Origin of the sequence: Streptomyces sp. NPDC051243, assembly GCF_044455405.1 — a bacterium.
In the GTDB taxonomy this organism is placed as follows: Bacteria; Actinomycetota; Actinomycetes; order Streptomycetales; family Streptomycetaceae; genus Streptomyces.
The window spans coordinates 258,629-282,612 of sequence record NZ_JBITES010000008.1 but is presented as its reverse complement, the minus strand read 5'-3'; the positions used below and the strand labels follow the sequence as shown (position 1 = coordinate 282,612).

Genomic DNA, 23,984 nt, shown 5'->3' with positions numbered 1-23,984 from the left:
GCTCTCGCGGACGTGGCTGATCGCCGTTGTGGTTCCTCAATTGATGGTTGCGGCTCACTCACTGGAGGGGGCGAGCAGCTCGGCGAGCGCGTCGTCGATCCCCAGCTGCTCGCCCTCGGTCCCCGGGGGCACCACCCGCAGCGTCCGCTCCAGCCAGGCCGACAGCGGGGCCGCCGGCGCCTCCAGCAGGGCGTCCCCGTCCGGCGAACTCAGCGCCATCAGCACGACGCCGCGCCCCTCGACCTTCGTCGGCCACACCCGCACGTCGCCGTGCCCGCACGGCCGGAACACGCCCTCGACGAGCAGATCGCGGGAGAAGGTCCAGTACACGGGGTTCTCGGAGTTGATGTGGAACGTGATGTGCACCGCGTACGGATCGTCGCTGTGATAACTCAGCCGAGCCGGCACGGCGACCCCGCGCTCCGGCGACAGGACGAGCCTCAGCTCCAGTTCGCGCTCGATGACGGTGTAGTGCATGGCGTGGATGTCCTCTCCCGTGTCGTGTGCGGACCCTGAGGACGGGCCCGTACGAGTGGAGAGGGCGTGGGGCGGCGGATCATTACGCGGGTTCGCGAAGATTTTTTCCGGGCCTGTTCCCGCACGCTTCCGATCGTTGTGAAGTCCGTGTACGAGGTTGCCCGGAAAGGGGTGGGTCCTGCGGGACCGGCGGTGCTTGTTGCGTGCGTCTGATAGATGTGGAGGCCCCCAATAGACCCTCGAGCAGATACCGGACGACGGACATGAGCGCCCCAACCCCGGCCCCCGGTGACGACAGGCCCCGCGAAGGGTATTACCCGGACCCGTCCATTCCTGGATATGTCCGGTACTGGAACGGCGCCTCCTGGGTGCCGGGCACCAGCCGTCCGGCACCGACGGACGGCGAAACGCTCGCCCCGCCGCCGGGCGTGCGGCCGGACCGGCCCGCGGCCGCCGCGGCCACCCCTGCCACGCCGGCCAACCCCGCGACCCCGGCCGCCGCGGTCGAGGAGACCGGCCCGCACTTCTTCGACGAGGAGCCGGCCCAGGAACCCGCGTCGGACGGCGCCCAGCACGGCAACCGCCCCGAGCCGGCGTCCGCCTGGGGCGCCGACCCCTCGCGCCAGTCCGGCTTCGGCGGCGACCAGGACCACCGCGTCTCCTGGGGCGCCCAGCAGGGCGCCGACCCGCGCGCGGCCCAGCCGGAAGGTCACGCCGCCCGTACGGACGGCACGGCGACGAACGCCCCTGCCGAGCCGGACGCGGACGCCGCGGGCCTCGCCTCCGGCGACACGTTCATGATCCGCCGGCCCGTCGCCGGGGCCGCGGGAGCACCGTCCGCCGGCCCGTCCGGGCAGGCCGCTCCGCACATCCCGAACCCCGCGGGCCCCGCGCCCGTCGACGGCACCATGGCCATCCGCGCGCTGTCCCCGCGCACGGGGCAGCAGGGCGGGGCGGCCGGGGCGCAGGCCGGAAGCACGGGCGCGTCCGCCGGCCCGGGCGCCGCACGTCCGGACGCGGGCCACCCCCCGGCGGCCGGCGCCCCGCAAGGCCCCGGCTTCGGCGCCGGGAAGGCCGCCGCCGAGCGCGCCGCGGGGGCCCAGGCACAGGCTCAGGCGGGCGCTCAGGCCGCCGCCGGCACCCCGTCCGCGGCCGCCCCCGCGAATGCTCCCTCGGGCCCGCAGCAGGCCTCCCCGGGCGTCCCCCAGCAGGGCGGCCCGCAGCCCGCGGTCGCCGCGTCCCAGGCCCCCATGACGGCCGGGCCCGGTGGCGGCCAGTCGTCCTGGGCCCAGCAGGTCCACCGGCTCGCCGGTGAGGACCAGCCGGTCGCCCCCTGGAAGCCGCCGGTCGAGGACCTTTTCCAGGCCGCCGCGCGGCGTCAGGCCGCCGCCCGTCCGGCGAACCTCGGCAAGCGGCTGGCGGCCCGGATGCTCGACAACTTCGTGGTGGCCGCCGTCACCTCGGCCGTCGCCGTGCCGTTCGGCATCAAGGCGATCGACCATGTCAACGGGAAGATCGACGAAGCCAAGCTGTCCGGCGAGACGGTCACCGTGTGGCTGCTGGACGGCACGACGTCGGTGTACCTGGGCATCATCCTGGCCGTCCTGCTGGTGGTCGGGCTCGTCTACGAGGTCCTGCCCACCGCCAAGTGGGGCCGCACGCTGGGCAAGAAGCTGCTCGGCCTGGAGGTGCGGGACATCGAGGCCCACGAGCCGCCGGAGTTCGGCGCGGCCCTGCGCCGCTGGCTCGTCTTCACCGTCCCCAACCTGCTCGTCGTCGGCGTGGTCGGCGTGGCCTGGTGCCTGTTCGACCGGCCCTGGCACCAGTGCCTGCACGACAAGGCGGCACGCACGTTCGTCGCAGGCTGAGCGGTCGGCCGACGGCGTCCCGAGGGCTGCCGTACGTCCGTCCTACGCCTGTCATGGGGTCACCCCATGAGGCGAACGGCCGGGAGGATTCCGTACTCCGGACGGCCCCGCGCCGGATGCGAAGCCGCGGGGTTCGCGGTCGACTCGGGCCATGAGCAGTGAACCGCCTCCCGGCTCCGGTCAGCCGCCCCCGGAAGACGACCCGTTCAGGAAGCAGCCCCCGCCGCCCGGGGGCTCGGGTTCGCCGTACGGCGATCAGCCGCCGTACGGCAGCCAGCCGCCACCGCCCTACGGAGGTGGCGGTGATCCGTACGGCGGCGGCGGTTATCCCACCGACCCGCTCGCCGGGATGCCGCCGCTCGCCGACAGCGGCAAGCGCACGCTGGCGCGCATCATCGACATGATCCTCGTGGGCGTCGTCGTCTGGCTGCTCACCTGGGGGTTCGGCGTCACCGAGTACGACGTGAACACCGACGAGGTGGAGTACAGCAAGTCCGTCGTGCAGTCGGTGGTCGCCGCCGTGCTCTTCATGGGCTACGACACCGTCCTGACCGCCAGGACGGGGCAGACGCTCGGCAAGAAGCTGCTCAACATGCGGGTGGCCAACCTCGACAACGGCGCCACACCGTCCGTGCAGACCTCGCTGATCCGGGCGGCGGTGCTGTGGATCCCGTTCGCGTTCTGCTGCGCCTGTATCTGGACCGCGATCTGCGGCGGCTGGAGCTTCTTCGACAAGCCCTACAAGCAGGGGCTGCACGACAAGTCGGCGAAGACGGTGGTGGTCAGCACCAGCGGCTGACGCCCGCCGGGAGTGCGGTGAGGAGGTGCGTCAGGACTGGGTCAGCACAGGTTCCTCGGTCTGTTCCCGGTCGACGGCGGGCTTGCGCACCGTCACCACGCGGGACCTCTTCGGCATGGGCACCGTCATGGCGACCAGCAGCCCGAGCAGGAGCGCCGCGACGGCGATGACCGCGATCCCCGCGCCCGAACTCGTCTGTGACAGCAGCAGCATGGCGAGCGTGGAGAAGATCACGGTGCACGAGCCGTAGGCGAGCTGTGCGGCAGTCGGACGAGGCATGATCATCGTGTCCTCGGATTCGGGGGTGCACGGGGGGCTTCGGCCTGGCTTTCCGCCGACGTCCGGGCGTTCCGCCATCCGACTCTAACCGCGTGCATGCCCGAGGGGAACAAACCGTAAGCGTGACCTAACCAACAGTGCCGGAGCACGGGGGGCGCACTGGTTCATACCGTCCACCAAGTGGACAGGGGCACGCGCCTGTTGAGGGAGAGTGGTTGTCCGCTAAATGAACATCGACTCCGCATAGTGCACTTGACCTGTTCAAGTCAAGGTCTGTTTTTTCTGGTTAACCTCTAGTCAAATGTCGTCACTTGACTACACGCGTTGATCAGGCGCGCGCGGACCCTCCATGACCAGGACCCTTCATTCCGCGCGCCCGGACGCGGGGGAGGAAGCAAGTGACCAGTAGACCCTGGACGTTCAGAGCGGCGGCGACCACCGTCGCGCTCGCGACGGCGGCGGCGACGTTCTCGACCTTCGCGGTGGCTCAGGCCGACGAGGGCGAGTCGGCGGTGTCCGTCGAGCGACACGACCCGGCGGAGCACACTCACGTCGACCACGACCTGGAAGGCCCCCTGAGCAAGACCCAGGAGGCTCAGCGCGAAGAAGCCCTGAACCAGGTCATATCCGGCAAGACCAAGGTGAAGGAGCGCGAGGGCTCGCAGGTCGTCGAGCTCAAGAGCAAGAAGGGCGACAGCAAGTACGTCGAGCTGGGCCGCGAGAAGACCGACAAGATATTCACGATCCTGGTCGAGTTCGGCGACCAGATCAGCGAGTTCGGCGGCACACCCGGCCCGGCCCACAACCAGATAGCCGAGCCCGACCGCAGCAAGGACAACTCCACGGCCTGGCAGGCGGACTACGACCGCAAGCACTACCAGGACCTCTACTTCGGCACCGGCAGCAAGACCGAGTCGCTGAAGAAGTACTACGAGAAGCAGTCCTCGGGCCGCTACTCGGTCGAGGGCGAGGTCACCGACTGGGTCAAGGTCCCCTACAACGAGGCCCGCTACGGCAACAACGCCTGCGGCCAGACCAACTGCTCCAGCGTCTGGAACGTCGTCAGCGACGGTCTGAACGCGTGGGTCGCCCAGCAGAAGGCAGCTGGGAAGACCGACGCCGAGATCAAGGCCGCCGTCACCCAGTACGACCAGTGGGACCGCTACGACTTCGACGGCGACGGCGACTTCAACGAGGCCGACGGCTACATCGACCACTTCCAGGTCGTGCACGCCGGTGAGGACGAGTCCGCGGGCGGCGGCGCCCAGGGCACCGACGCGATCTGGGCCCACCGCTGGTACGCGTTCGGCACCGACGCGGGTGCCACCGGCCCCGACGGCAACAAGCTGGGCGGCGCGCAGATCGGCTCCACCGGAATCTGGGTCGGCGACTACACCGTCCAGCCGGAGAACGGCGGACTCGGCGTCTTCGCCCACGAGTACGGCCACGACCTCGGTCTGCCGGACCACTACGACACCGCCGGCGGCGAGAACTCCACCGGCTTCTGGACCCTGATGTCGTCCGGCTCCTGGCTCGGCACCGGCAAGGGCGAGATCGGCGACCTGCCCGGCGACATGACCGCCTGGGACAAGCTGCAGCTGGGCTGGCTGAACTACGACCGGGCCAAGGCCGCGACGGAGTCCGAGCACAAGCTGGGCGTCGCCGAGTACAACACCCGGCACAAGCAGGCCCTCGTGGTCGAGCTGCCCAAGAAGAAGGTCACCACCGAGATCGTGGTACCGGCCCAGGGCGCGAACCAGTGGTGGAGCGGCAGCGGCGACAACCTCGCCAACACGCTGACCCGTTCCGTGGACCTCACCGGCAAGTCCAAGGCGTCGCTGACCCTCGACGGCTGGTACGACATCGAGGCCGAGTACGACTACCTCTACACCGAGGTCTCCACCGACGGCGGCGCCAACTGGACCGCCGTCGACGGCACCGTCGACGGCGCGGCGCTCCCGAAGGACGCCAGCGGCAAGCCGGCGCTGACCGGCACGGTGGACGCGTACAAGAAGCTGGTCTTCCCGCTCGACGCCTACGCCGGCAAGAAGATCGACCTGCGGTTCCGCTACCAGACGGACGGCGGCGTGGCCCAGAAGGGCTTCGCGGCCGACCAGATCACCGTGACCGCCGACGGCACGGCCGTGTTCTCGGACAACGCCGAGAGCGCGGACGCCGCTTGGACGGCCAAGGGCTTCTCCCGCATCGGCGCGTCCATCACGGACGACTACGCGCAGTACTACATCGCCGAGAACCGCCAGTACGTGTCGTACGACAAGGTCCTGAAGACCGGCCCGTACAACTTCGGCTTCTCGGGGACCCGTCCGGACTGGGTGGAGCACTACGCGTACCAGAACGGCCTGTTGATCTGGAAGTGGGACACCTCCCAGGCGGACAACAACACCAGCAAGCACCCCGGTGTCGGCCTGGTCCTCCCGGTGGACTCCCACCCGACCCCGCTGAAGTGGGCCGACGGCACGCTGATGCGCAACCGCATCCAGTCCTACGACGCGCCGTTCAGCCGGTACCGCACGGACGGTATGACGCTGCACAACGCGGACGTCGCGATGCGGATCCCGTCGCGTGCGGGGGTGCCGGTCTTCAACGACCACACCAACACGTACTACGACGCGGCGACCCCGGCGGCCGGTGTCAAGATCACTGACACCAACACGAAGATCAAGATCCTCAAAGAGGCCGAGAACGGCTCGACGATCACCGTCGAGGTCGGCCCCGCTGTGAAGTAGCTCGCGTTTTCGCAGGTCAGAGCGCTACCGGCGGCAACCCCCTGGCGGGGTTGCCGCCGGTCGTGTTTAGGTGCACCCTGTGCTTCCGTTATTGACACCGGAGCCGGCGCAGGCACCGGCCCCGACCCTGACACCGACTCGCACGGGGGTGTGACCGCATGGCCGCAGGAGGTTTCTGCAAGCTGCCGACCGGCAGCGTGGTGGTGGCGCTGAACCTGCCCAGACCCACCGCCGACCGCACGGGCTGCGTCCGTGTCCTCGTCCACGCCCAGAACCGCGCCCGAGCCCTGACCAGGCTCCGCAACCTGGGCATGCGCGCCGTCTACCTGCGCGGCAACGCCGCCCCGCCCACCCCGGACGAGATCACGGCGGTCCTGCACCACCCGGACGGCCTGATATGGCGAACAGCACCCGACAACGGTGTCGCCCTGGGCCCCGAGCCGGCGCAGGAGCTGTGGCACCCGATCAGGGCTCTGCTGAGACGCCCGGCGGCACCGGCGTAGCCGACAGGCCGGGTAGCCCACAGACCTACGCGACGACCGGCTTCCCGGACAGCTCGACCCCCGCGTCCCGCATCTCCTCCAGCGCCCGCTCGGTGGTCTCCGTGGCCACACCCGCGGTCAGGTCCAGCAGGACCTGCGTACGGAACCCCTCCCGCACCGCGTCCAGCGCGGTCGCCCGCACGCAGTGGTCCGTGGCGATGCCCACCACGTCCACCTCCGAGACCTCCCTCGCCCGCAGCCAGTCGGCCAGCTTCACCCCGTTCTCGTCGGCCCCCTCGAACCCGCTGTACGCCGCCGCGTACGCCCCCTTGTCGAACACGGCGTCGATCGCGCCCGAGGCGACCGCCGGGGCGAAGTTCGGGTGGAAGCCGACGCCCTCCGTGCCGGCGACGCAGTGCGCGGGCCAGGAGTGGGCGAAGTCGGGGTGTGTGGAGAAGTGGCCGCCGGGGGCGATGTGGTGGTCGCGGGTGGCTACCACGTGCTGGTAGCCGGAGCCGGCCGCCTGCCCGATCAGCTCGGTGACGGCGGCGGCCACATCGGCACCGCCGGCCACCGCGAGGCTGCCCCCCTCGCAGAAGTCGTTCTGCACGTCTACGACGATCAAGGCGCGGCGCATGGTCGGTGTCCTTCGGTTATGGACGCTGAGGTCGGGACGGTGAAAGCGTGCGGGCCCGGCCGTGAACTTCCGAGCCTAGAGACTTCGCGTGCGGTACGGGAGGGGGCATGGAGTGAGCGCGCCGGGCGCACTCGCTTCACGACCCCGTCCGGCTCTCCGAGCGCCCGTTGACATACTCCGTCGGAATGACCGGTTCCCCCCGCGAGAGCTGGGTCGCGGACATCGGCAGGCCCGCCCGGGCGGCCGTGTGCCGGTCCCGTACGACGTCCAGCGGCTCACGGGCCACCACGTCACCGCCCTTGACCAGCTCGACCAGCAGCTGCCGGTCGGCGAGTTCGTCCGGAACCGCCCCCGTGCCGACGACCTCGGCCTCCGCGACGCCGTACTCGTCGAGGCGCCGCGCGGCCCACTTGCGGCCGCCGATGGAGGTCTTGCCGCCGCTGGACTTCTTGGCCACCGGCACCAGCGGGGCCTGCGGGTCGGCGGACTCGGCGCGGGCGACCAGCTTGTAGACCATCGAGCAGGTGGGGTGCCCGGACCCGGTCACCAGCTGGGTGCCGACGCCGTACGCGTCCACCGGCGCCGCCGCGAGGGAGGCGATGGCGTACTCGTCCAGGTCGGAGGTCACGATGATCCTCGTGCCCGTCGCGCCCAGCTCGTCCAGCTGCTGCCGCACCCGGTGCGCGACCAGCAGCAGGTCGCCGGAGTCGATCCGGACGGCGCCCAGCTCGGGCCCGGCGACCTCCACGGCCGTACGGACCGCCTCGGCGACGTCGTAGGTGTCCACGAGCAGCGTGGTGCCGCGGCCCATGGTGGCCACCTGGGCCTGGAAGGCGTCCCGCTCGCGGTCGTGCAGGAGGGTGAAGGCGTGGGCGCTGGTGCCGACGGTGGGGATGCCGTAACGGAAGCCGGCCGCCAGGTCGGAGGTGGAGGCGAAGCCGCCGACGTACGCGGCCCTGGAGGCGGCCACCGCGGCCAGCTCGTGGGTGCGCCGGGCGCCCATCTCGATGAGCGGGCGCCCCCCGGCGGCCGAGGACATACGGGAGGCGGCCGCGGCGATCGCGGAGTCGTGGTTGAGGATGGAGAGGATCACGGTCTCCAGCAGCACGCACTCGGCGAAGGTGCCCTCGACCCGCATGATCGGCGAGCCCGGGAAGTAGACCTCGCCCTCGGGGTAGCCCCAGACGTCGCCGGAGAAGCGGTAGCCGGCGAGCCACTGAAGGGTGTCCTCGTCGACGATCTTCCGCTCGCGCAGGAAGCCGAGGACGCCCGCGTCGAAGCGGAAGTTCTCGACGGCGTCCAGCACCCGGCCGGTGCCCGCGACCACGCCGTACCGGCGCCCGTTCGGCAGCCGGCGCGTGAAGACCTCGAACACGCTCCGCCGCTCGGCGGTGCCCGCCTTCAGGGCGGCCTGCAGCATCGTCAGCTCGTACTGGTCCGTGAAGAGCGCCGTCGAGGGAACGTCCACCGGCAGCCCAAGGTCCGCTACATCCACGAAAGCTCTCCTAGCCGTGACTCTCCGGGTCCCCCGAGACCGGCCGGGGGTCCGGGGGTTGTCCCCCGGTGTATGCAGCATGGCAATGAATGCTACCCCCATTTCGTCAGTTTGACGATTTGCTCCGACGGCTTGCTCCGGGGTTCGACGAGGATTTGTGCGACCACCCCCCTCGGGTGGCAGCATGGGCACTGTGACGTCACCCGCTCCCGTAGAGATCGAACGCACCGAGTCGGCGGAGGAAGTCTTCGCCGTACCTGAGCCGGACGTCCCCTGGGTCACGATCGTTCACAACGACCCGGTCAACCTCATGAGCTATGTGACCTATGTCTTCCAGGCGTACTTCGGGTACAGCAAGGACAAGGCCACCAAGCTCATGCTCGATGTCCACCACAAGGGCCGGGCGGTCGTCTCCAGCGGTACTCGCGAGGAGATGGAGCGCGACGTGCAGGCGATGCACGGCTACGGGCTGTGGGCCACCCTCCAACAGGACCGGAAGTAGCGAACCGTCTCCATGCCAGGAACCTTCGAACCGCTCCCCGGCGGCGGCGCGGCCGTCGCCCTCGACGACGTCGAGATCTCCATCATCCGGTCGCTGGCCGTCCAGCTCCTGGAGCTCATCGGCCCCGGACCCGCCGAGGACGCCCCCGACGACCCGCTCGCCGAGCTCTTCGCCGAGGGCCCCAGTGAACCGCCGGCCGACCCGGTGCTCAAGCGCCTGTTCCCGGACGCCTACAGCGACCCCGAGGGCGCCCCGCAGGCCAAGGAGGCCGAGGAGCAGCGGGCGTACTCCGCGGAGTTCCGGCGCTACACCGAGAACGACCTGCGCGCCGGCAAGCGGGACAACGCGCTCGCGGTGGTCCGCTCCCTGGACGAACTCAGCGCCGCCTCGGCCGGGGAGGGCGGCGCGGTGCTCAAGCTCTCCGCCGAGCAGTCCCAGCAGTGGCTGCGCGCCCTCAACGATCTGCGTCTGGCCATCGGCTCCCGCCTGGACATCACCGACGAGGACGACACCGACCTGCTCTACCGGCTCCCGGACGAGGACCCGCGCAAGCCGATGGTGATGGCGTATCTGTGGCTGGGCGGGCTCCAGGAGACGCTGGTCGCGACGCTGATGCCGTAGCTCGCGACCGTCCCTGCGACCATCCTGTGTCTGTATGTGACGGTTTTGTGTTCGCTCAGCGGACGCTCAAATCCGGATAACGATCGTGTCACCGCCGTCGCCCGCTCTGGGTGCCGGCGGTTCGTTTGTCCGGTTCTTCCTGTGCGATGCGCCACATGTCCCCTGCCCGATCACTGTGACGGCCGTGATAAATCTTCACGACGCCCGGCGAACACCACCCGAATGTTCGGCCGGGTGCGCCATGCGGCCGGCGGATCGCCGGTCAGGCACGAGCGGGCTCGCGAGTTCGCTCAACTCCAGCAATCCGGGGGGATCGAGACCCGATCCGAGGCCGACGAAAGGCCCGGGTCGGCATGGAGAAAGGCGCACTACACATGACCTCTTCGAAGGTCACTGACACGAAGGCCGCGGACGCTCCCGAAGAGGGCTACGAGCGCGGCCTCGGCAGCCGTCAGGTACAGATGATCGCGATCGGCGGCGCCATCGGCGTCGGCCTGTTCCTGGGCGCCGGCGCGAACATCGCCAAGGCCGGTCCCAGCCTCATCGTGATGTACGCCCTCGCCGGCGTCATCGTCTTCTTCATCATGCGGGCGCTCGGTGAGCTCCTGCTCTACCGCCCGGTCTCGGGCTCGTTCGCCGAGTACTCCCGGGAGTTCCTCGGCCCGTTCTTCGGCTACTTCACCGGCTGGACGTACTGGCTGATGTGGGTCGTCACCGGCATGGCCGAGCTCACGGCCGCCGCGATCTACGTCAACTACTGGTTCCCGGAGATCCCGCGGTGGGTCACCGCGCTGGTCTTCCTGGTGATCCTCTTCGGTGTCAACCTGATCTCCGTGAAGCTCTTCGGTGAGCTGGAGTTCTGGTTCTCGATGGTCAAGGTCACCGCCCTCATCGGCATGATCGTCATCGGCCTCGGTGTCCTCACCTTCGGCTTCAGCGCCGCCGGTGACACCGCCGCCGTCTCCAACCTCTGGGCCTTCGACGGCTTCTTCCCCAAGGGCATCGGCTCGTCCCTGATGACCCTGCAGGGCGTCATGTTCGCCTACCTCGCGGTCGAGCTGGTGGGTGTCACGGCCGGTGAGTCGGAGAACCCGGAGAAGACCCTCCCCAAGGCGATCAACACGCTCCCGTGGCGCATCGCGCTGTTCTACGTCGGCGCGCTCACCGTCATCCTCTGCGTCGTGAAGTGGACCGAGTTCGCCGAGGGCGTCAGCCCGTTCGTGAAGGCGTTCGCGGTGATCGGCATCCCGGCCGCCGCCGGCATCGTCAACTTCGTGGTGCTCACGGCCGCCCTGTCGTCCTGCAACTCCGGCATGTACTCCACGGGCCGCATGCTGCGGAACCTGGCCGAGAGCGGCGAGGCCCCCAAGGTCTTCTCCCGGCTGTCCGCCACCAAGACCCCGGCCTTCGGCATCTTCGTCTCGGTGCTGTTCATGGGCATCGGCGTGGTCCTCAACTACGTCGTCCCGGAGAAGGCGTTCGGCTACGTCACCTCCATCGCCACCGCGGCCGGCATCTGGACCTGGCTGATGATCCTGATCAGCCACGTCCTCTACCGCCGCCAGGTCGTCGCGGGCCGCCTGCCCGCCTCGTCCTTCCCGGCGCCGGGCGGCTCGGTGTGCAGCTGGATCGCCATCGTGTTCCTGCTCTTCGTGACCGGTCTGATCGCGTACGACGCCGACGCCCGCGTCTGCCTCTACGTCATGGCCGGCTGGGCCGCCGCCCTCGGCATCGGCTGGGCGGTCCTCAAGAGCCGCAACCCGCAGGTCGCCGAGCGCGGTGACGAGCCGGAGTTCGAGAAGGTCGGTTAGACACTTCGCCGAAAGGCCGGACGTCCAGCGGCAGGGAGCTCTCGTGGCGCCCCCTGCCGCTGCCGCTCAGGGCGTCCGGCATATGGGCCGTCCCGTACCACCCTTCGGTACGGGACGGCCCTCTGCTTATCCTGACGAGCATGCTGACCATCACCCAGGCCCTCGTCGACCAGATCGTCGCCCACGCGCGCAAGGACCACCCCGACGAAGCGTGCGGCGTCGTGGCGGGGCCGGCCGGCTCGGACCGCCCCGAGCGCTTCATCCCGATGCTGAACGCGGCCATGTCGCCCACGTTCTACGAGTTCGACTCCGGTGATCTCCTCAAGCTGTACCGCGAGCTGGACGACCGCGACGAGGACCCGGTGGTCATCTACCACTCCCACACCGCCACCGAGGCCTACCCCTCCCGCACCGACATCTCCTACGCCAACGAGCCCGGCGCGCACTACGTCCTGGTCTCCACCGCCGACACCGACGGCCTCGGCGAGTTCCAGTTCCGCTCCTTCCGGATCGTCGAGGGCGAGGTGACCGAGGAGGAGGTCAAGATCGTCGAGGCCTACTGATCCACGACTCCGGGGCGCGAAGGGGCCGCCGGAGATACCGTTTCGCCTAGGCGTACGCGAACAACTCGCCGTAACAGAGATGGTGTTGACGCAGCAGTCGAACGGGCGGCGCCCACACTGGAGGACGTCGCCGGCCGGTCCAAGGTCTCGAAGTCCACGGTGTCACGGGTGATCAACGGCGAGCCCAGGGTGCGCGCGGAGGTCGCCGACCGCGTCCGCGAGGTGATCGCCGAGCTCGGCCAGGCCCTGTCGTTCGGATCAGGCCGGCTGTGAGGCGTGCTGCCCTTCAGCCGACCCGAGCGGGGGGCGATGGGGAGCGTGCAGTTGCAAGGCGGAGGAGCCGTGTCGATCGGCCGCTTCCGCGGCGGGCGACGCGATGGGGGTGGCCCCGCGCGAGGTTGTTCGAGCGTGGAAGTCCCCAAACACGCCGCACGTCAGGGTCACCCGCCGGAACAACGCCGTCGCGGTCGTCGCCACCCAGTCGCAGGACCGGCTGTTCATCGACCCGTTCTTCGACCGCCACCTGCGCGGCATCCGCAAGAACCTGGTGGGGCACGGGGTCCAGCCCGTCCTGCTGTTCCTGGAGGAGCCCGACGACTACCCGCGCGTCGCCGACTTCCTGGGCGGCGGCCATGTCGACGGGGCCCTGCTGTTCTCCCCGCGCGCCGACGACCCGCTGCCCGCGATGATCCGGCGCCCGGGCCTGCCCGCGGTCTTCGGCGACCGTCCGATGCTGCGCGAGGGCGAGCCCCGTGCCCGGCCATGTCCACGTCGACGTCGACAACCGCGGCGGCGCCCGCCAGGCCGTACGCCACCTGGTCTCCCTCGGCCGCGAGCGCATCGCCACCAGCGCCGGCCCGTACGACCAGGAGGCCTCCGCCGTCGACCGCCTCGACGGCTACCGGGATCCTGCTCGACAGCCCACCCGAGCTGATCGAGAAGGGCGACTACACGCAGCAGGGCGGCGCCGCGGCCATGGCGGCGCTGCTCGCGCGGTGTCCCGACCTGGACGCGATATGGCCCGGCTGCTGTGCGAAGGCCCGCAGGTCCCGTCCGTCGTCACGCCGACCCACCTCGTGGTGCGAGCGTCCGCCTGAACAGCGCGGTCTCACTCCCCGGCCCTCAACCGTCCGCGATGTGGGATCACATTCCAAAAGCCGGACCGGGAATCGATACGATGAGCCCATGGTTTTCCACGACGTGAGCGAAAAGACGCCGGGCATGCTGCTCGTGGCGCGGCTGCACGTCGATCTGTGCAGGCTCGCCAGCGCCATCTGTTGACGCGACACCTGCCGCCGTACGGCCGTGAGCCGCGGCGCTGCACTCACGCACCACCACATGCTGTACTTGCGCTGCCGCGCGCCCCGACTGACTACTCCCGACAGGAGCCCTGAGCCATGGCCATCGAGGTCCGCATCCCGACCATCCTCCGCCAGTACACCGACGGTCAGAAGGCGGTGGAGGGCAGCGGTGACACCCTCGCCGAGCTGTTCGCCGACCTCGAGACCCGGCACACGGGCATCCAGGCCCGCATCGTGGACGGTGGCGAGCTGCGCCGCTTCGTCAACGTCTACCTGAACGACGAGGACGTCCGCTTCCTCGACGGCATCAACACCAAGCTCTCCGACGGCGACAACGTCACGATCCTGCCGGCCGTGGCCGGCGGTATGGCCTGATCCGGATGCGCTACGACTCCCCGCTCGCCGCGGTCGGCAACACCCCCCTGGTGTGCCTGCCGCGGTTGTCGCCGTCCGAGGACGTCCGCATCTGGGCCAAGCTGGAGGACCGCAACCCCACCGGCTCGGTCAAGGACCGCCCCGCCCTGCACATGATCGAGCAGGCGGAGAAGGACGGCCGGCTGACCCCGGGCTGCACGATCCTGGAGCCGACCAGCGGCAACACCGGCATCTCCCTCGCCATGGCGGCCAAGCTCAAGGGCTACCGCATCGTGTGCGTGATGCCCGAGAACACCTCGCAGGAGCGCCGGGACCTGCTCGCCATGTGGGGCGCGGAGATCATCTCGTCCCCGGCCGCGGGCGGCTCCAACACCGCCGTACGCGTCGCCAAGGAACTGGCGGCCGAACACCCCGACTGGGTGATGCTCTACCAGTACGGCAACCCGGACAACGCCGGCGCCCACTACGCCACGACCGGCCCGGAGATCCTCGCCGACCTCCCCTCCATCACCCACTTCGTCGCCGGCCTCGGCACCACGGGCACCCTGATGGGCGTCGGCCGCTACCTGCGCGAGCACAAGCCGGACGTCAAGATCGTCGCCGCGGAACCGCGCTACGACGACCTCGTCTACGGCCTGCGCAACCTCGACGAGGGCTTCGTCCCCGAGCTGTACGACGCCTCCGTCCTGACCACCCGCTTCTCGGTCGGTTCGGCCGACGCGGTCACCCGCACCCGCGAACTCCTCCAGCAGGAGGGCATCTTCGCGGGCATCTCCACGGGCGCCGCGCTGCACGCCGCGATCGGGGTCGGCAAGAAGGCGCTGAAGGCGGGAGAGCCCGCCGACATCGTGTTCGTCGTCGCCGACGGCGGCTGGAAGTACCTCTCGACCGGCGTCTACACGGCGGCCACGACAGAGGAAGCGATCGAGACCCTGCAGGGCCAGCTCTGGGCCTGACCGCCGGGCGGCCTCAGTTCGACAGGTGACGGACCTGGTCCCACACGACCGGGTCCATCACCCCGACCCGCCGCCGGAACTCCCACACCGGTACGTCCCGCAGCTCACCCGTCTCCAGAAAGCTCGCCCGCCCGCGGGTGTCCCCGACCGAGCCCGGCGGCAACGGAATCACCCCGCGCCGCTCGTCGCGGTACTTACTGGTGATCTTCGCGACGGTGACCTGCTGTCCCCGCACCGCGAGCACCAGACAGGGCCGGTCCTTGGCGCCCGGCCCGTCCTCGTACGGCACCCTCGCCCACCAGATCTCCGCAGGCTCCGGACGAGCCGAAGCGGGCCCGCGCGCCCGCCCCCGGGGCCGCCCCGGCGGCCGCGTCCGCCGCCCCTCGGGACGCCGCCCGCGCCCCCACCCGTCCACGAGTGCGGCAACTAGCGCGAGCAGTACCACCGCCGCGAGCGCCAGCCACCATGACGTGTCCATGGGATGACGTTACCGGCCTCCGGCCCCACGGCGCCTTACGCGACCAGGGAGTTGTACAGCTCGGTCACATGGCTCTCGAACGGGGGCGCTCCGAGCTCCTTCGCGGCCGGGACGACCGACTCCTCCAGGAAGCGCCGGAACGCCTCCTCCGACTCCCATACGTCGATGACCTGCCACCCTCCGCCCTCGCTCGGCGCCGCGTAGTGGGCGACCATACCGGCGGGCGGATTCGTGCGGTCCGGGATCGCCCGGTCGAACGTTGCCTGGTAGAGCTCCTGGGTCCACTCGGCGCCCTGGTTGACGACCAACACGGCCATGTTCGGATCCCTCGATTCACAGAAGGCGACACCTGTTTCCGACGTTACGTCCACTTTTGTGTGGTAGCGAGTGGAGATGGCCGCACACCGAACACCTGGACAGGGTCGGCAGCCGAACGGCTGACACCACAGGTGAGTTCGCCCACAACAGCCCCTGGCGGAGGAGCGACCGGAGGTTTTGCGCCTTACGCTCGACAAACCGCACGACCCCCGACGCCCCATTCCCGATCTTCTGGATTCTCTGGATATCCGCCAGCGGAGGTTTCTGTTTCATGAAGCTCACCGTCGTCGGCTGCTCGGGGTCGTTCCCGTCCGCGGAATCGGCCTGCTCGAGCTACCTCGTAGAGGCCGACGGCTTCCGGCTGCTCCTCGACATGGGCAACGGCGCCCTGGGCGAGCTGCAGCGCCACTGCGGTCTCTACGACCTCGACGCGATCTTCCTCAGCCATCTGCACGCCGACCACTGCATCGACATGTGCGCGTACTTCGTGGCGCGCTACTACCGGCACGACGGCGGCCGGTGCGACCCGCTCCCGGTCTACGGACCCGAGGGCACGGAACAGCGCCTGACCACCGCCTACGCCGACACCCCCACCGCCTCGTCCATGAGCGAGGTCTTCGACTTCCACACGGTCAAGCCGTCCACCTTCGAGATCGGCCCGTTCACGGTGCACACGGAGCGCGTGGCCCATCCGGTGGAGGCGTACGGCATCCGGATCGAGCACGGGGGCAAGGTCCTGACCTACTCGGGCGACACGGGCATCAGCACGGCCCTGGACGAACTCGCCCTGGACGCCGACCTGTTCCTGTGCGAGGCGGCCTTCACGCACGGCAAGGAGAACATCCCCGACCTGCACCTCAACGGCCGCGAGGCGGGCCAGACGGCGGCCCGCGCGAACGCCCGCCGCCTGGTCCTCACCCACATCCCGCCGTGGACCGACCCGCAGGTCAACGTGGCCGACGCGCGCGCGGTCTACGACGGTCCGGTGGAGCTCGCGGCGCCGAGGCAGACGTACGAGATCTGACCGCTCGGCCGAAACAGCCTGTACGGGGTTCAGGCCCGTATGCGCGCGAAGGCCCCGGAACCTTCCCGGTTCCGGGGCCTTCGTCGTTCTTTGCGGGGCCGTCGGCCTACTTCGCCTCCGCCTTCTGCAGTTCGGCGAGTTCCTCGTCGGACTCGCGGCCCGGCGTCGGCAGGTTGAACTTGGTGATCGCGAACCGGAAGATCACGTAGTAGACCGCGGCGAAGCACAGGCCCACCAGGGCCAGGCCCCACGGGTTGGTCGCGATGCCCAGGTTCAGGCCGAAGTCGACCGCGCCGGCCGAGAAACCGAAGCCGTCCCTCATCCCCAGGGCCCAGGTCAGCGCCATCGAGACACCCGTGAGCACGGCGTGGATGGCGTACAGCACCGGGGCGATGAACATGAAGGTGAACTCGATCGGCTCGGTGACGCCCGTGACGAACGAGGTCAGCGCGAGCGAGAACATCATGCCGCCGACGACCTTGCGGCGCTCGGGGCGGGCGCAGTGGACGATCGCGAGGCAGGCGGCGGGCAGCGCGAACATCATGATCGGGAAGAAGCCGGTCATGAACTGGCCCGCCGTCGGGTCGCCGGCCAGGAACCGGGCGATGTCGCCGCTCTTGCCCTCGTACTCACCGGCCTGGAACCAGGGGAAGGAGTTCAGCAGGTGGTGCATGCCGATCGGGATCAGCGCACGGTTGGCGACACCGAAGATGCCGGCACCGACGGCCCCGGAGCCGACCAGCCACTCGCCGAAGTTGTGCAGAGCCGTGCCGAGGACCGGCCAGATGTAGCCGAAGACTATGCCGATGACCAGGCCCGCGAAGGCCGACAGGATCGGGACCAGCCGACGGCCGCCGAAGAAGCCCGCCCAGTCCGGCAGCTTGGTGCGGTAGAAGCGCTGGTAGAGCAGGGCCACGACGATGCCCATCACCACGCCGCCGAGGACCTTGGCGTCCACGGGGGCGTCGACCATCACGACCTTGCCTTCGACGGCCTTCTCCACCTGCGGCAGGTTCTTGTCGGTGAACGTGGCCAGCACGTTCTTGAAGACCAGGTAGCCGACCACGGCCGCCAGGGCCGTCGAGCCGTCCGACTTCTTGGCGAAGCCGATCGCGATGCCCACGGCGAACAGCAGCGCCATGTTGTCGAGGATCGCGTTGCCGCCGGCCGCCATGAAGCCCGCGATCTTGGTGAGGAACGCGGGGTAGGACGGGTCTCCCAGCATGTCGTTGTTGCCGAAGCGCACCAGGAGGGCGGCGGCGGGCAGGACCGCCACCGGCAGCATCAGGCTGCGGCCGATACGCTGCAGAACAGCCATCGCGCCGGCGCCCTTCTTCTTGTCGGCCGCGGGAGCGGCGCTAGCCGTGGTCACAACTTCCTCCATTGGGCAAGGCGCCGCCCGGGGACTGGGAGGGGGACGGCAACGTCTCTGGTCTAAACCACTCAGTGGTGTAGACCTGTTGTAGCACGATGAAGGCGAGATAAGGAACCCGCGATTCCCGCGGGATTTTCCGGATCTTCCAGGGCCGTATCTCCTGGGGCCTTCTGCCGTCCTCAGACCTTTGTGACGTCCTCGATCTCCTCCTCCGGCTCCCTTCCCGGGGTCTTGAGATCGAACTTCGTGATCGCGAAACGGAAGATCGCGTAATAGACGACGGCGAAGCTCAGGCCGATGGGAATGATCGCCCAGGGTCTCGTCGCCAGGTTCCAGTTGATGATGTAGTCGATCAGCCCGGCCGAGAAGCTGAACCCGTCGTGCACCCCCAGCCCCCACGTCACCGCCATCGAGACACCCGTCAGCAGCGCGTGCACCGCGTACAGCGCGGGCGCGATGAACAGGAACGAGTACTCGATCGGTTCCGTGATGCCGGTGACGAAGGACGTCAGCGCCACCGACAGCATCAGGCCGCCGACCTCCTTGCGCCGGCTCGGCCTGGCGCAGTGCGTGATCGCGAGGGCCGCCGCGGGCAGGGCGAACATCATGATCGGGAAGAAACCGGAGGTGAACTGGCCGGCGTCGGGGTCGCCCGCGAGGAACATGTTGATGTCGCCGTGCACCACCTCGCCGTCCGGCTTGGTGTAGCTGCCGAACTGGAACCAGATGGGCACGTTGAGGAACTGGTGCAACCCCACGACCAGCAGGGCGCGGTTGGCGACGCCGAACACGCCCGCACCCCAGGCGTCCAGGCCGTCCATCCAGTCGCTGAAGCTCTCCAGCGCGTCACCGATCGGCGGCCAGATCCACAGGCACAGCACCGCGAAGGCGGTCGCCACGAACGCCATGATGATCGGCACGAGACGCCGGCCGTTGAAGAAGCCCAGCCAGTCCACCAGCTTCGTCCGGTGGTAGCGCTGCCAGAAGAAGGCCGCCAGCAGGCCGATGACGATACCGCCGAAGACACCCGGGTTCTGGTACGTGTACGCGCTCACCGCCCCTTCGGCCGCGGCGCAGCCGATGTCGGGGATCTCCTTGGTCCCCTCCGGGCAGTCCTCCGGGAACCCGCGCAGCACGCTGTAGTAGACGAGGAACCCCGCCACCGCCGCGAGCGCGGTCGAACCGTCCGCCTTCTTCGCCATGCCGATGGCCACGCCGACGCAGAACAGCAGCGGCAGCCCGAGCGAACCGTCCAGCAGCGCCCCGCCCGCGCCGTCCATCACCTTCGAGACGTTGTCCCAGCCCAGCCCCTCGTCCCCGAACACATCCGGCTGCCCGAGCCGGTTGAGGATGCCGGCGGCGGGCAGTACGGCGATGGGCAGCTGAAGGCTGCGGCCCATCTTCTGCAGGCCCTGAAACGCCGCCTGCCACCGCCGGCGTGCGGGGGAGATCTCGGTCTCGGCAGTCATGGGTTGGCGGCCGCCTGTCGGGTGGTGTAGACCAGTTATCGACGATTGGGTTGCTGTGACGTCATCCTTCGGTACGCACGACGCAACCGCTCGTGAAGTTGGGCCAACAGTGCGTGAGGAGACCGAAATGGCCAGCAAGGCTGAGAAGATCGTCGCCGGGCTCGGCGGCATCGACAACATCGAGGAGATCGAGGGCTGCATCACCCGGCTCCGCACCGAGGTCAGCGACGCCTCGCTGGTCGACGAGACCGCCCTGAAGGCCGCCGGCGCCCACGGCGTCGTGAAGATGGGCACCGCCATCCAGGTCGTCATCGGCACCGACGCCGACCCGATCGCGGCGGAGATCGAAGACATGATGTGAGCCTGCGGACTCACCGCAGGGGCCGTTCCCGCCAGGGGAGCGGCCCCTTCCGTATCCGTGACTGCGGCTAGGCTCTCGGCATGTCTCGATTCGACGGCCGCACCCCCGAACAGCTCCGCCCCATCACCATCGAACGCGCCTGGAGCAAGCACGCAGAGGGCTCCGTCCTCGTCTCCTTCGGCGACACGAAGGTCCTGTGCACCGCCTCCTTCACCGAAGGCGTCCCGCGCTGGCGCAAGGGCAGTGGTGAGGGCTGGGTCACCGCGGAGTACGCCATGCTGCCCCGCGCCACCAACACCCGCGGCGACCGCGAGTCCGTGCGCGGCAAGATCGGCGGCCGCACCCACGAGATCAGCCGCCTCATCGGCCGCTCCCTGCGCGCGGTCATCGACTACAAGGCGCTCGGCGAGAACACCATCGTCCTCGACTGCGACGTCCTCCAGGCCGACGGCGGGACGCGTACGGCGGCCATCACCGGCGCGTATGTGGCGTTGGCCGACGCCGTCGCCTGGGCCCAGGGCAGGAAGCTGATCAAGCCCGGCCGCAAGCCGCTCACCGGCACGGTCAGCGCCGTCTCGGTCGGCATCGTCGGCGGCGTTCCGCTCCTCGACCTCTGCTACGAGGAGGACGTGAAGGCCGACACCGACATGAACGTCGTCTGCACCGGCGACGGCCGCTTCGTCGAGGTCCAGGGCACCGCCGAGGCCGAGCCCTTCGCCCGCGAGGAGCTCAACTCCCTTCTGGACCTCGCCGTTTCCGGATGCGGGGAGCTGGCGGACCTCCAGCGCAAGGCACTTGATACGGTCCTCGAAAAGTAAAGGCCACACCAAGAACAGCCGCAGCTTCGGGCAACCGCGCCGCCGTTCCCGGCGTCACTAGGGGTACGGGCGTACGGCACACCGCTGTACGCCCGGCCAACGCACAACGGGGGCCCGCGAGGCCTGAGGCAGGGAGGGAACGTCAACCATGGCCACGAGCCGACGCCGCCGGAGCCGTATCGCCACAGTCGCCGCAGCCGTCGCGGCAGTCGGGCTGACGGTCGGGCTGACCACCGGCTGTGACGCCGTCAACAAGGCGCTGGACTGCGTCCAGACGGCCGAGACCATCGCCGACAGCGTGACCGAACTCCAGCAGGCCGTGGAGAACGCGTCGAACGACCCGACGCAGCTCCAGGAGTCCATCGACACCATCGGTGAGAACCTCGACAAGATCGGCGACAAGACGGACAACGCCGACCTCGACAAGGCCACCGAGGACATGCGCGCGGCCCTGGTCCAGTTCCAGGGGGACATCGAGAACGGCGACAAGACCCCTGACATCAGCGGGGTCACGGACGCGGCCGGTGAACTGACCAAGGTCTGCACGTCGTAGCTGCCGCCGGCTGGGCGGGTGCTACTCGTCTGCCGGGTCATGCAGGCTGCCGGCTGAGTCTGGCTGGTCGCGCCCACGCGGCGGAGCCGCATGTCGATACAGCCCCGCGCCCCTTTGGGGCGCGTCTCGCACCCCCGGGATACTGGACCCCATGACCCGCCTCATCCTCGCCACCCGCAACGCCGGAAAGATCACCGAGCTCCGGGCGATCCTCGCCGACGCGGGGCTGCACCACGAACTCGTCGGCGCCGACGCCTACCCGGACATCCCCGACGTCAAGGAGACCGGCGTCACCTTCGCCGAGAACGCCCTGCTGAAGGCCCACGCCCTGGCCCGGGCGACGGGGCTGCCGGCGGTCGCCGACGACTCCGGCCTGTGCGTCGACGTCCTGAACGGCGCACCCGGCATCTTCTCCGCCCGCTGGGCGGGCAAGCACGGGGACGACCGGGCCAACCTGGAGCTGCTGCTGGCCCAGCTGTCCGACATCGACGACGCGCACCGGGGGGCGCACTTCGCGTGCGCGGCGGCGCTCGCCCTGCCGGACGGCACGGAGCGCGTGGTCGAGGGGCAGCTGCGGGGCACCCTGCGGCAGGCTCCCGTCGGCACCAACGGCTTCGGGTACGACCCGATCCTCCAGCCGGAGGGCGAGAGCCGGACCTGCGCCGAGCTGAGTCCCGAGGAGAAGAACGCGATCAGCCACCGGGGCAAGGCGTTCCGGGCATTGGTGCCGGTCGTACGGGAACTGCTCACGCAGTGATCGGTGCGGCCGGAGGGACTCGAACCCTCACGGGTGTTACCCCACTGGGACCTAAACCCAGCGTGACTGCCAATTCCACCACGGCCGCGTGACCTTGCCCGGCCATGCTACTGGCCGGGCCGGGTGCTCAGATCCCCAGGTCCTTGATGATCTTCGCCACGTGACCGGTCGCCTTGACGTTGTACAGGGCCCGCTCGACCTTGCCGTCCTCGTCGACGACCACCGTCGAGCGGATGACGCCCACGACGGTCTTGCCGTAGAGCTTCTTCTCGCCGAAGGCGCCGTATGCCTCCAGGACCTTCTTGTCCGGGTCCGCCACCAGGGTGACCTTCAGGGACTCCTGGTCGCGGAACTTGGCGAGCTTCTCCGGCTTGTCGGGGGAGACGCCGATCACGTCGTAGCCGGCGCCGGCCAGCAGTTCCAGGTTGTCCGTGAAGTCGCAGGCCTGCTTGGTGCAGCCGGGCGTCAGGGCGGCCGGGTAGAAGTAGACGATGACCTTGCGGCCCTTGTGGTCCGACAGGGACACCTCGTTGCCGTCGGCGTCGGGCAGGGTGAAGGCGGGGGCCACGTCCCCCGCTTGGAGTCGCTCGCTCATCGGACCAGCGTAACCGGGGAGCCTGACGGTGCGGTTCGGCGTGGAGCTGACAGACTGTCCGGAAACAGCATCAGCTTCACTTCGGAGGCCGTACGGTGGCGGACACGTCGGACACCAGAACACCGGCGCAGATCGAGGCGGACATCAGGGCCCGCCGCGCAGCGCTGGCCGAGACGCTCGACGAGATCGGGGTGCGGGTGCACCCGAAGACGATCGTCGGCGACGCCAAGGCCAAGGTCGTGTCGAACATCGACCACACGCTCGGACGGGCCTACGTCGGGGTCAACCGGGCCGTGAGCGACGTCAAGGGCAAGTTCACCCACGAGGACGGGGCGCCCCGCCTGGAGCGGATCGTGCCCGTCGCACTCGTCGCCGTCGGCCTCGTGGGGCTGCTGGCGCTCGGCACCCGGCGCCGCAAGGGCTGAGCGACGGCGGACCCGGCGGCGTACGAACGCGGCAAAGGCAGGTAGGTTCAAGGCGTGAGCGCCAACAGAAACGAGCACAGCACCCACCACGACAAGCTGCCCATCCGGATGCTGCACGACCGTGTACTCGTGCGGCAGGACACCAACGAGGGTGAGCGGCGTTCCGGTGGCGGCATCCTGATCCCCGCCACGGCGGCGGTCGGCCGTCGGCTGGCCTGGGCCGAGGTCGTCGCGGTGGGGCAGAACGTACGGACGGTGGAGCCCGGCGACCGGGTCCTGTACGACCCCGAGGACCGCGCCGAGGTCGAGGTGCGCGGAGTCGCGTACGTGCTCATGCGCGAGCGCGATCTGCACGCCGTGGCCGCCGACCGGTTCGAGGGGTCGGAGGACTCCACGGGGCTCTACCTCTGAATCAGTGGTTGCAGGGGCTGGTGACCATCGTCACCAGCCCCTTTTCCTTGCCTTTTGCTAGCTTTGAAGGAGCCCGACGAGACGCGCCGTACCGGGATCCCCGCAGGGAAGCAGGCAAAGACGACGCACCCCCGCTCAACGTCGTCACGTCTCGGAGGTGCCTGTCATGGCCTGGGTTCTGCTCGTCGTCGCCGGTCTGCTCGAGGTCGGCTGGTCGATCGGCATGAAGTACACCGACGGCTTCACCCGGCTCGTCCCCAGCCTGTTCACCGGCGCCGGCATCGTCGCCAGCATGCTGCTGCTGTCGTACGCCGCGAAGTCCCTGCCCATCGGTACCGCCTACGGCGTCTGGGTGGGCATCGGCGCGGCCGGCGCGGCGGTGGTCGGGATGGCGGTGCTGGGCGAGCCGGTCACCGCCGCGCGGATCTTCTTCGTCTGTCTGCTGCTGGTCGCCGTGGTGGGGCTGAAGGCGACCAGCGGTCACTGA

At 69.5% G+C, this 23,984-nt stretch carries 29 protein-coding genes, 1 tRNA gene and 1 pseudogene; 21 read left to right on the top strand and 10 right to left on the bottom strand.

Annotated elements, in window-relative coordinates:
* Positions 1 to 54: 54 nt before the first annotated feature.
* Positions 55 to 477, bottom strand: a complete 423-nt coding sequence (locus tag ACIBAG_RS22110; protein ID WP_399107214.1) for an SsgA family sporulation/cell division regulator — start codon at positions 475 to 477, stop codon at positions 55 to 57.
* 263 nt (positions 478 to 740) lie between these two features.
* Between ACIBAG_RS22110 and ACIBAG_RS22105 the strand changes: the two genes are divergently transcribed.
* Both ACIBAG_RS22105 and ACIBAG_RS22100 read left to right on the top strand, forming a co-directional pair.
* Entirely contained in the window at positions 741 to 2,345 is a 1,605-nt protein-coding gene (locus ACIBAG_RS22105; protein WP_399107213.1) for an RDD family protein, read from the top strand.
* 151 nt (positions 2,346 to 2,496) lie between these two features.
* Positions 2,497 to 3,144, top strand: coding sequence for an RDD family protein (locus tag ACIBAG_RS22100; RefSeq protein WP_399107212.1), 648 nt, complete (start codon positions 2,497 to 2,499; stop codon positions 3,142 to 3,144).
* A gap of 30 nt (positions 3,145 to 3,174) precedes the next feature.
* On the opposite strand, the gene ACIBAG_RS22095 is transcribed toward ACIBAG_RS22100, so the two are convergent.
* Entirely contained in the window at positions 3,175 to 3,429 is a 255-nt protein-coding gene (locus ACIBAG_RS22095; RefSeq protein ID WP_399107211.1) for a hypothetical protein, read from the bottom strand.
* Positions 3,430 to 3,821: 392 nt separating this feature from the next.
* Between ACIBAG_RS22095 and ACIBAG_RS22090 the strand changes: the two genes are divergently transcribed.
* On the top strand, positions 3,822 to 6,170 hold the full coding sequence (locus tag ACIBAG_RS22090) for an immune inhibitor A domain-containing protein (protein ID WP_399107210.1): 2,349 nt from the start codon (positions 3,822 to 3,824) through the stop codon (positions 6,168 to 6,170).
* A gap of 158 nt (positions 6,171 to 6,328) precedes the next feature.
* A complete protein-coding gene (locus tag ACIBAG_RS22085; protein ID WP_399107209.1) occupies positions 6,329 to 6,673 on the top strand; it encodes a hypothetical protein in 345 nt (114 codons plus the stop codon).
* A 25-nt stretch (positions 6,674 to 6,698) separates the two neighbouring features.
* On the opposite strand, the gene ACIBAG_RS22080 is transcribed toward ACIBAG_RS22085, so the two are convergent.
* Both ACIBAG_RS22080 and ACIBAG_RS22075 read right to left on the bottom strand, forming a co-directional pair.
* Positions 6,699 to 7,289 (bottom strand): isochorismatase family protein, encoded by a 591-nt coding sequence (locus tag ACIBAG_RS22080; protein WP_399107208.1) that lies wholly within the window; start codon positions 7,287 to 7,289, stop codon positions 6,699 to 6,701.
* 136 nt (positions 7,290 to 7,425) lie between these two features.
* The gene (locus ACIBAG_RS22075) at positions 7,426 to 8,784 is read right to left on the bottom strand and encodes a nicotinate phosphoribosyltransferase (protein ID WP_399107207.1); all 1,359 of its coding nucleotides are present in this window, start codon (positions 8,782 to 8,784) and stop codon (positions 7,426 to 7,428) included.
* Between the two features lie 184 nt (positions 8,785 to 8,968).
* On the opposite strand from ACIBAG_RS22075, the gene clpS reads away from it, so the two are divergent.
* The 9 genes and pseudogenes from clpS (at position 8,969) to ACIBAG_RS22030 (ending at position 14,913) form a co-directional block, all read left to right on the top strand.
* Positions 8,969 to 9,286, top strand: a complete 318-nt coding sequence (gene clpS, locus ACIBAG_RS22070) for an ATP-dependent Clp protease adapter ClpS (protein WP_362125120.1) — start codon at positions 8,969 to 8,971, stop codon at positions 9,284 to 9,286.
* Between the two features lie 12 nt (positions 9,287 to 9,298).
* Complete coding sequence (locus tag ACIBAG_RS22065; RefSeq protein ID WP_399107206.1) at positions 9,299 to 9,907, top strand: DUF2017 domain-containing protein; 609 nt, start codon at positions 9,299 to 9,301, stop codon at positions 9,905 to 9,907.
* A gap of 374 nt (positions 9,908 to 10,281) precedes the next feature.
* Positions 10,282 to 11,718, top strand: a complete 1,437-nt coding sequence (locus ACIBAG_RS22060; protein WP_399107205.1) for an amino acid permease — start codon at positions 10,282 to 10,284, stop codon at positions 11,716 to 11,718.
* Positions 11,719 to 11,858: 140 nt separating this feature from the next.
* Entirely contained in the window at positions 11,859 to 12,281 is a 423-nt protein-coding gene (locus ACIBAG_RS22055) for a Mov34/MPN/PAD-1 family protein (protein ID WP_399107204.1), read from the top strand.
* Positions 12,282 to 12,449: 168 nt separating this feature from the next.
* A complete protein-coding gene (locus tag ACIBAG_RS22050; protein ID WP_399107203.1) occupies positions 12,450 to 12,554 on the top strand; it encodes a hypothetical protein in 105 nt (34 codons plus the stop codon).
* 141 nt (positions 12,555 to 12,695) lie between these two features.
* Positions 12,696 to 13,301: pseudogene (locus ACIBAG_RS22045) on the top strand (LacI family transcriptional regulator); the annotation flags it as partial.
* A gap of 165 nt (positions 13,302 to 13,466) precedes the next feature.
* Entirely contained in the window at positions 13,467 to 13,562 is a 96-nt protein-coding gene (locus ACIBAG_RS22040) for a putative leader peptide (protein WP_316959376.1), read from the top strand.
* Positions 13,563 to 13,678: 116 nt separating this feature from the next.
* Positions 13,679 to 13,957, top strand: a complete 279-nt coding sequence (locus ACIBAG_RS22035; protein WP_399107202.1) for a MoaD/ThiS family protein — start codon at positions 13,679 to 13,681, stop codon at positions 13,955 to 13,957.
* Between the two features lie 5 nt (positions 13,958 to 13,962).
* A complete protein-coding gene (locus ACIBAG_RS22030) occupies positions 13,963 to 14,913 on the top strand; it encodes a PLP-dependent cysteine synthase family protein (RefSeq protein WP_399107201.1) in 951 nt (316 codons plus the stop codon).
* 13 nt (positions 14,914 to 14,926) lie between these two features.
* On the opposite strand, the gene ACIBAG_RS22025 is transcribed toward ACIBAG_RS22030, so the two are convergent.
* Together ACIBAG_RS22025 and ACIBAG_RS22020 are read right to left on the bottom strand one after the other, a co-directional pair.
* On the bottom strand, positions 14,927 to 15,391 hold the full coding sequence (locus tag ACIBAG_RS22025; RefSeq protein ID WP_399107200.1) for a type II toxin-antitoxin system PemK/MazF family toxin: 465 nt from the start codon (positions 15,389 to 15,391) through the stop codon (positions 14,927 to 14,929).
* 35 nt (positions 15,392 to 15,426) lie between these two features.
* Positions 15,427 to 15,708, bottom strand: coding sequence for a hypothetical protein (locus ACIBAG_RS22020; RefSeq protein WP_399107199.1), 282 nt, complete (start codon positions 15,706 to 15,708; stop codon positions 15,427 to 15,429).
* A 272-nt stretch (positions 15,709 to 15,980) separates the two neighbouring features.
* On the opposite strand from ACIBAG_RS22020, the gene ACIBAG_RS22015 reads away from it, so the two are divergent.
* Positions 15,981 to 16,733, top strand: a complete 753-nt coding sequence (locus ACIBAG_RS22015) for an MBL fold metallo-hydrolase (RefSeq protein ID WP_399107198.1) — start codon at positions 15,981 to 15,983, stop codon at positions 16,731 to 16,733.
* A gap of 106 nt (positions 16,734 to 16,839) precedes the next feature.
* On the opposite strand, the gene ACIBAG_RS22010 is transcribed toward ACIBAG_RS22015, so the two are convergent.
* Both ACIBAG_RS22010 and ACIBAG_RS22005 read right to left on the bottom strand, forming a co-directional pair.
* Entirely contained in the window at positions 16,840 to 18,105 is a 1,266-nt protein-coding gene (locus ACIBAG_RS22010) for a PTS transporter subunit EIIC (RefSeq protein ID WP_399107197.1), read from the bottom strand.
* A 182-nt stretch (positions 18,106 to 18,287) separates the two neighbouring features.
* Positions 18,288 to 19,577 carry a PTS transporter subunit EIIC gene (locus ACIBAG_RS22005; RefSeq protein WP_399107196.1) on the bottom strand — a complete coding sequence of 430 codons (1,290 nt, stop codon included), beginning with the start codon at positions 19,575 to 19,577 and terminating at the stop codon, positions 18,288 to 18,290.
* Positions 19,578 to 19,704: 127 nt separating this feature from the next.
* Here ACIBAG_RS22005 and ACIBAG_RS22000 point away from each other — a divergent pair, with 127 nt between their 5' ends.
* The 4 genes from ACIBAG_RS22000 to rdgB all read left to right on the top strand — a co-directional run bounded on the left by ACIBAG_RS22000 (position 19,705) and on the right by rdgB (position 22,066).
* On the top strand, positions 19,705 to 19,938 hold the full coding sequence (locus ACIBAG_RS22000) for a glucose PTS transporter subunit EIIB (RefSeq protein WP_030943649.1): 234 nt from the start codon (positions 19,705 to 19,707) through the stop codon (positions 19,936 to 19,938).
* Positions 19,939 to 20,018: 80 nt separating this feature from the next.
* A complete protein-coding gene (gene rph / locus ACIBAG_RS21995) occupies positions 20,019 to 20,756 on the top strand; it encodes a ribonuclease PH (protein ID WP_399107195.1) in 738 nt (245 codons plus the stop codon).
* Between the two features lie 148 nt (positions 20,757 to 20,904).
* On the top strand, positions 20,905 to 21,309 hold the full coding sequence (locus tag ACIBAG_RS21990; protein WP_399107194.1) for a hypothetical protein: 405 nt from the start codon (positions 20,905 to 20,907) through the stop codon (positions 21,307 to 21,309).
* 151 nt (positions 21,310 to 21,460) lie between these two features.
* Positions 21,461 to 22,066: an RdgB/HAM1 family non-canonical purine NTP pyrophosphatase gene (gene rdgB / locus ACIBAG_RS21985; RefSeq protein WP_399107193.1), complete on the top strand. Its 606-nt coding sequence runs from the start codon at positions 21,461 to 21,463 to the stop codon at positions 22,064 to 22,066.
* Between the two features lie 4 nt (positions 22,067 to 22,070).
* Here the strand turns inward: rdgB and ACIBAG_RS21980 are convergent.
* Together ACIBAG_RS21980 and bcp are read right to left on the bottom strand one after the other, a co-directional pair.
* Positions 22,071 to 22,154, bottom strand: a tRNA-Leu gene (locus ACIBAG_RS21980).
* 39 nt (positions 22,155 to 22,193) lie between these two features.
* A complete protein-coding gene (bcp, locus tag ACIBAG_RS21975) occupies positions 22,194 to 22,661 on the bottom strand; it encodes a thioredoxin-dependent thiol peroxidase (RefSeq protein ID WP_399107192.1) in 468 nt (155 codons plus the stop codon).
* A gap of 95 nt (positions 22,662 to 22,756) precedes the next feature.
* On the opposite strand from bcp, the gene ACIBAG_RS21970 reads away from it, so the two are divergent.
* From ACIBAG_RS21970 to ACIBAG_RS21960, 3 genes are all read left to right on the top strand, one after another.
* The gene (locus tag ACIBAG_RS21970) at positions 22,757 to 23,086 is read left to right on the top strand and encodes a DUF3618 domain-containing protein (protein WP_399107191.1); all 330 of its coding nucleotides are present in this window, start codon (positions 22,757 to 22,759) and stop codon (positions 23,084 to 23,086) included.
* Positions 23,087 to 23,140: 54 nt separating this feature from the next.
* Entirely contained in the window at positions 23,141 to 23,497 is a 357-nt protein-coding gene (locus tag ACIBAG_RS21965) for a co-chaperone GroES (protein ID WP_004000934.1), read from the top strand.
* A gap of 166 nt (positions 23,498 to 23,663) precedes the next feature.
* Positions 23,664 to 23,984 carry a DMT family transporter gene (locus tag ACIBAG_RS21960; RefSeq protein ID WP_399107190.1) on the top strand — a complete coding sequence of 107 codons (321 nt, stop codon included), beginning with the start codon at positions 23,664 to 23,666 and terminating at the stop codon, positions 23,982 to 23,984.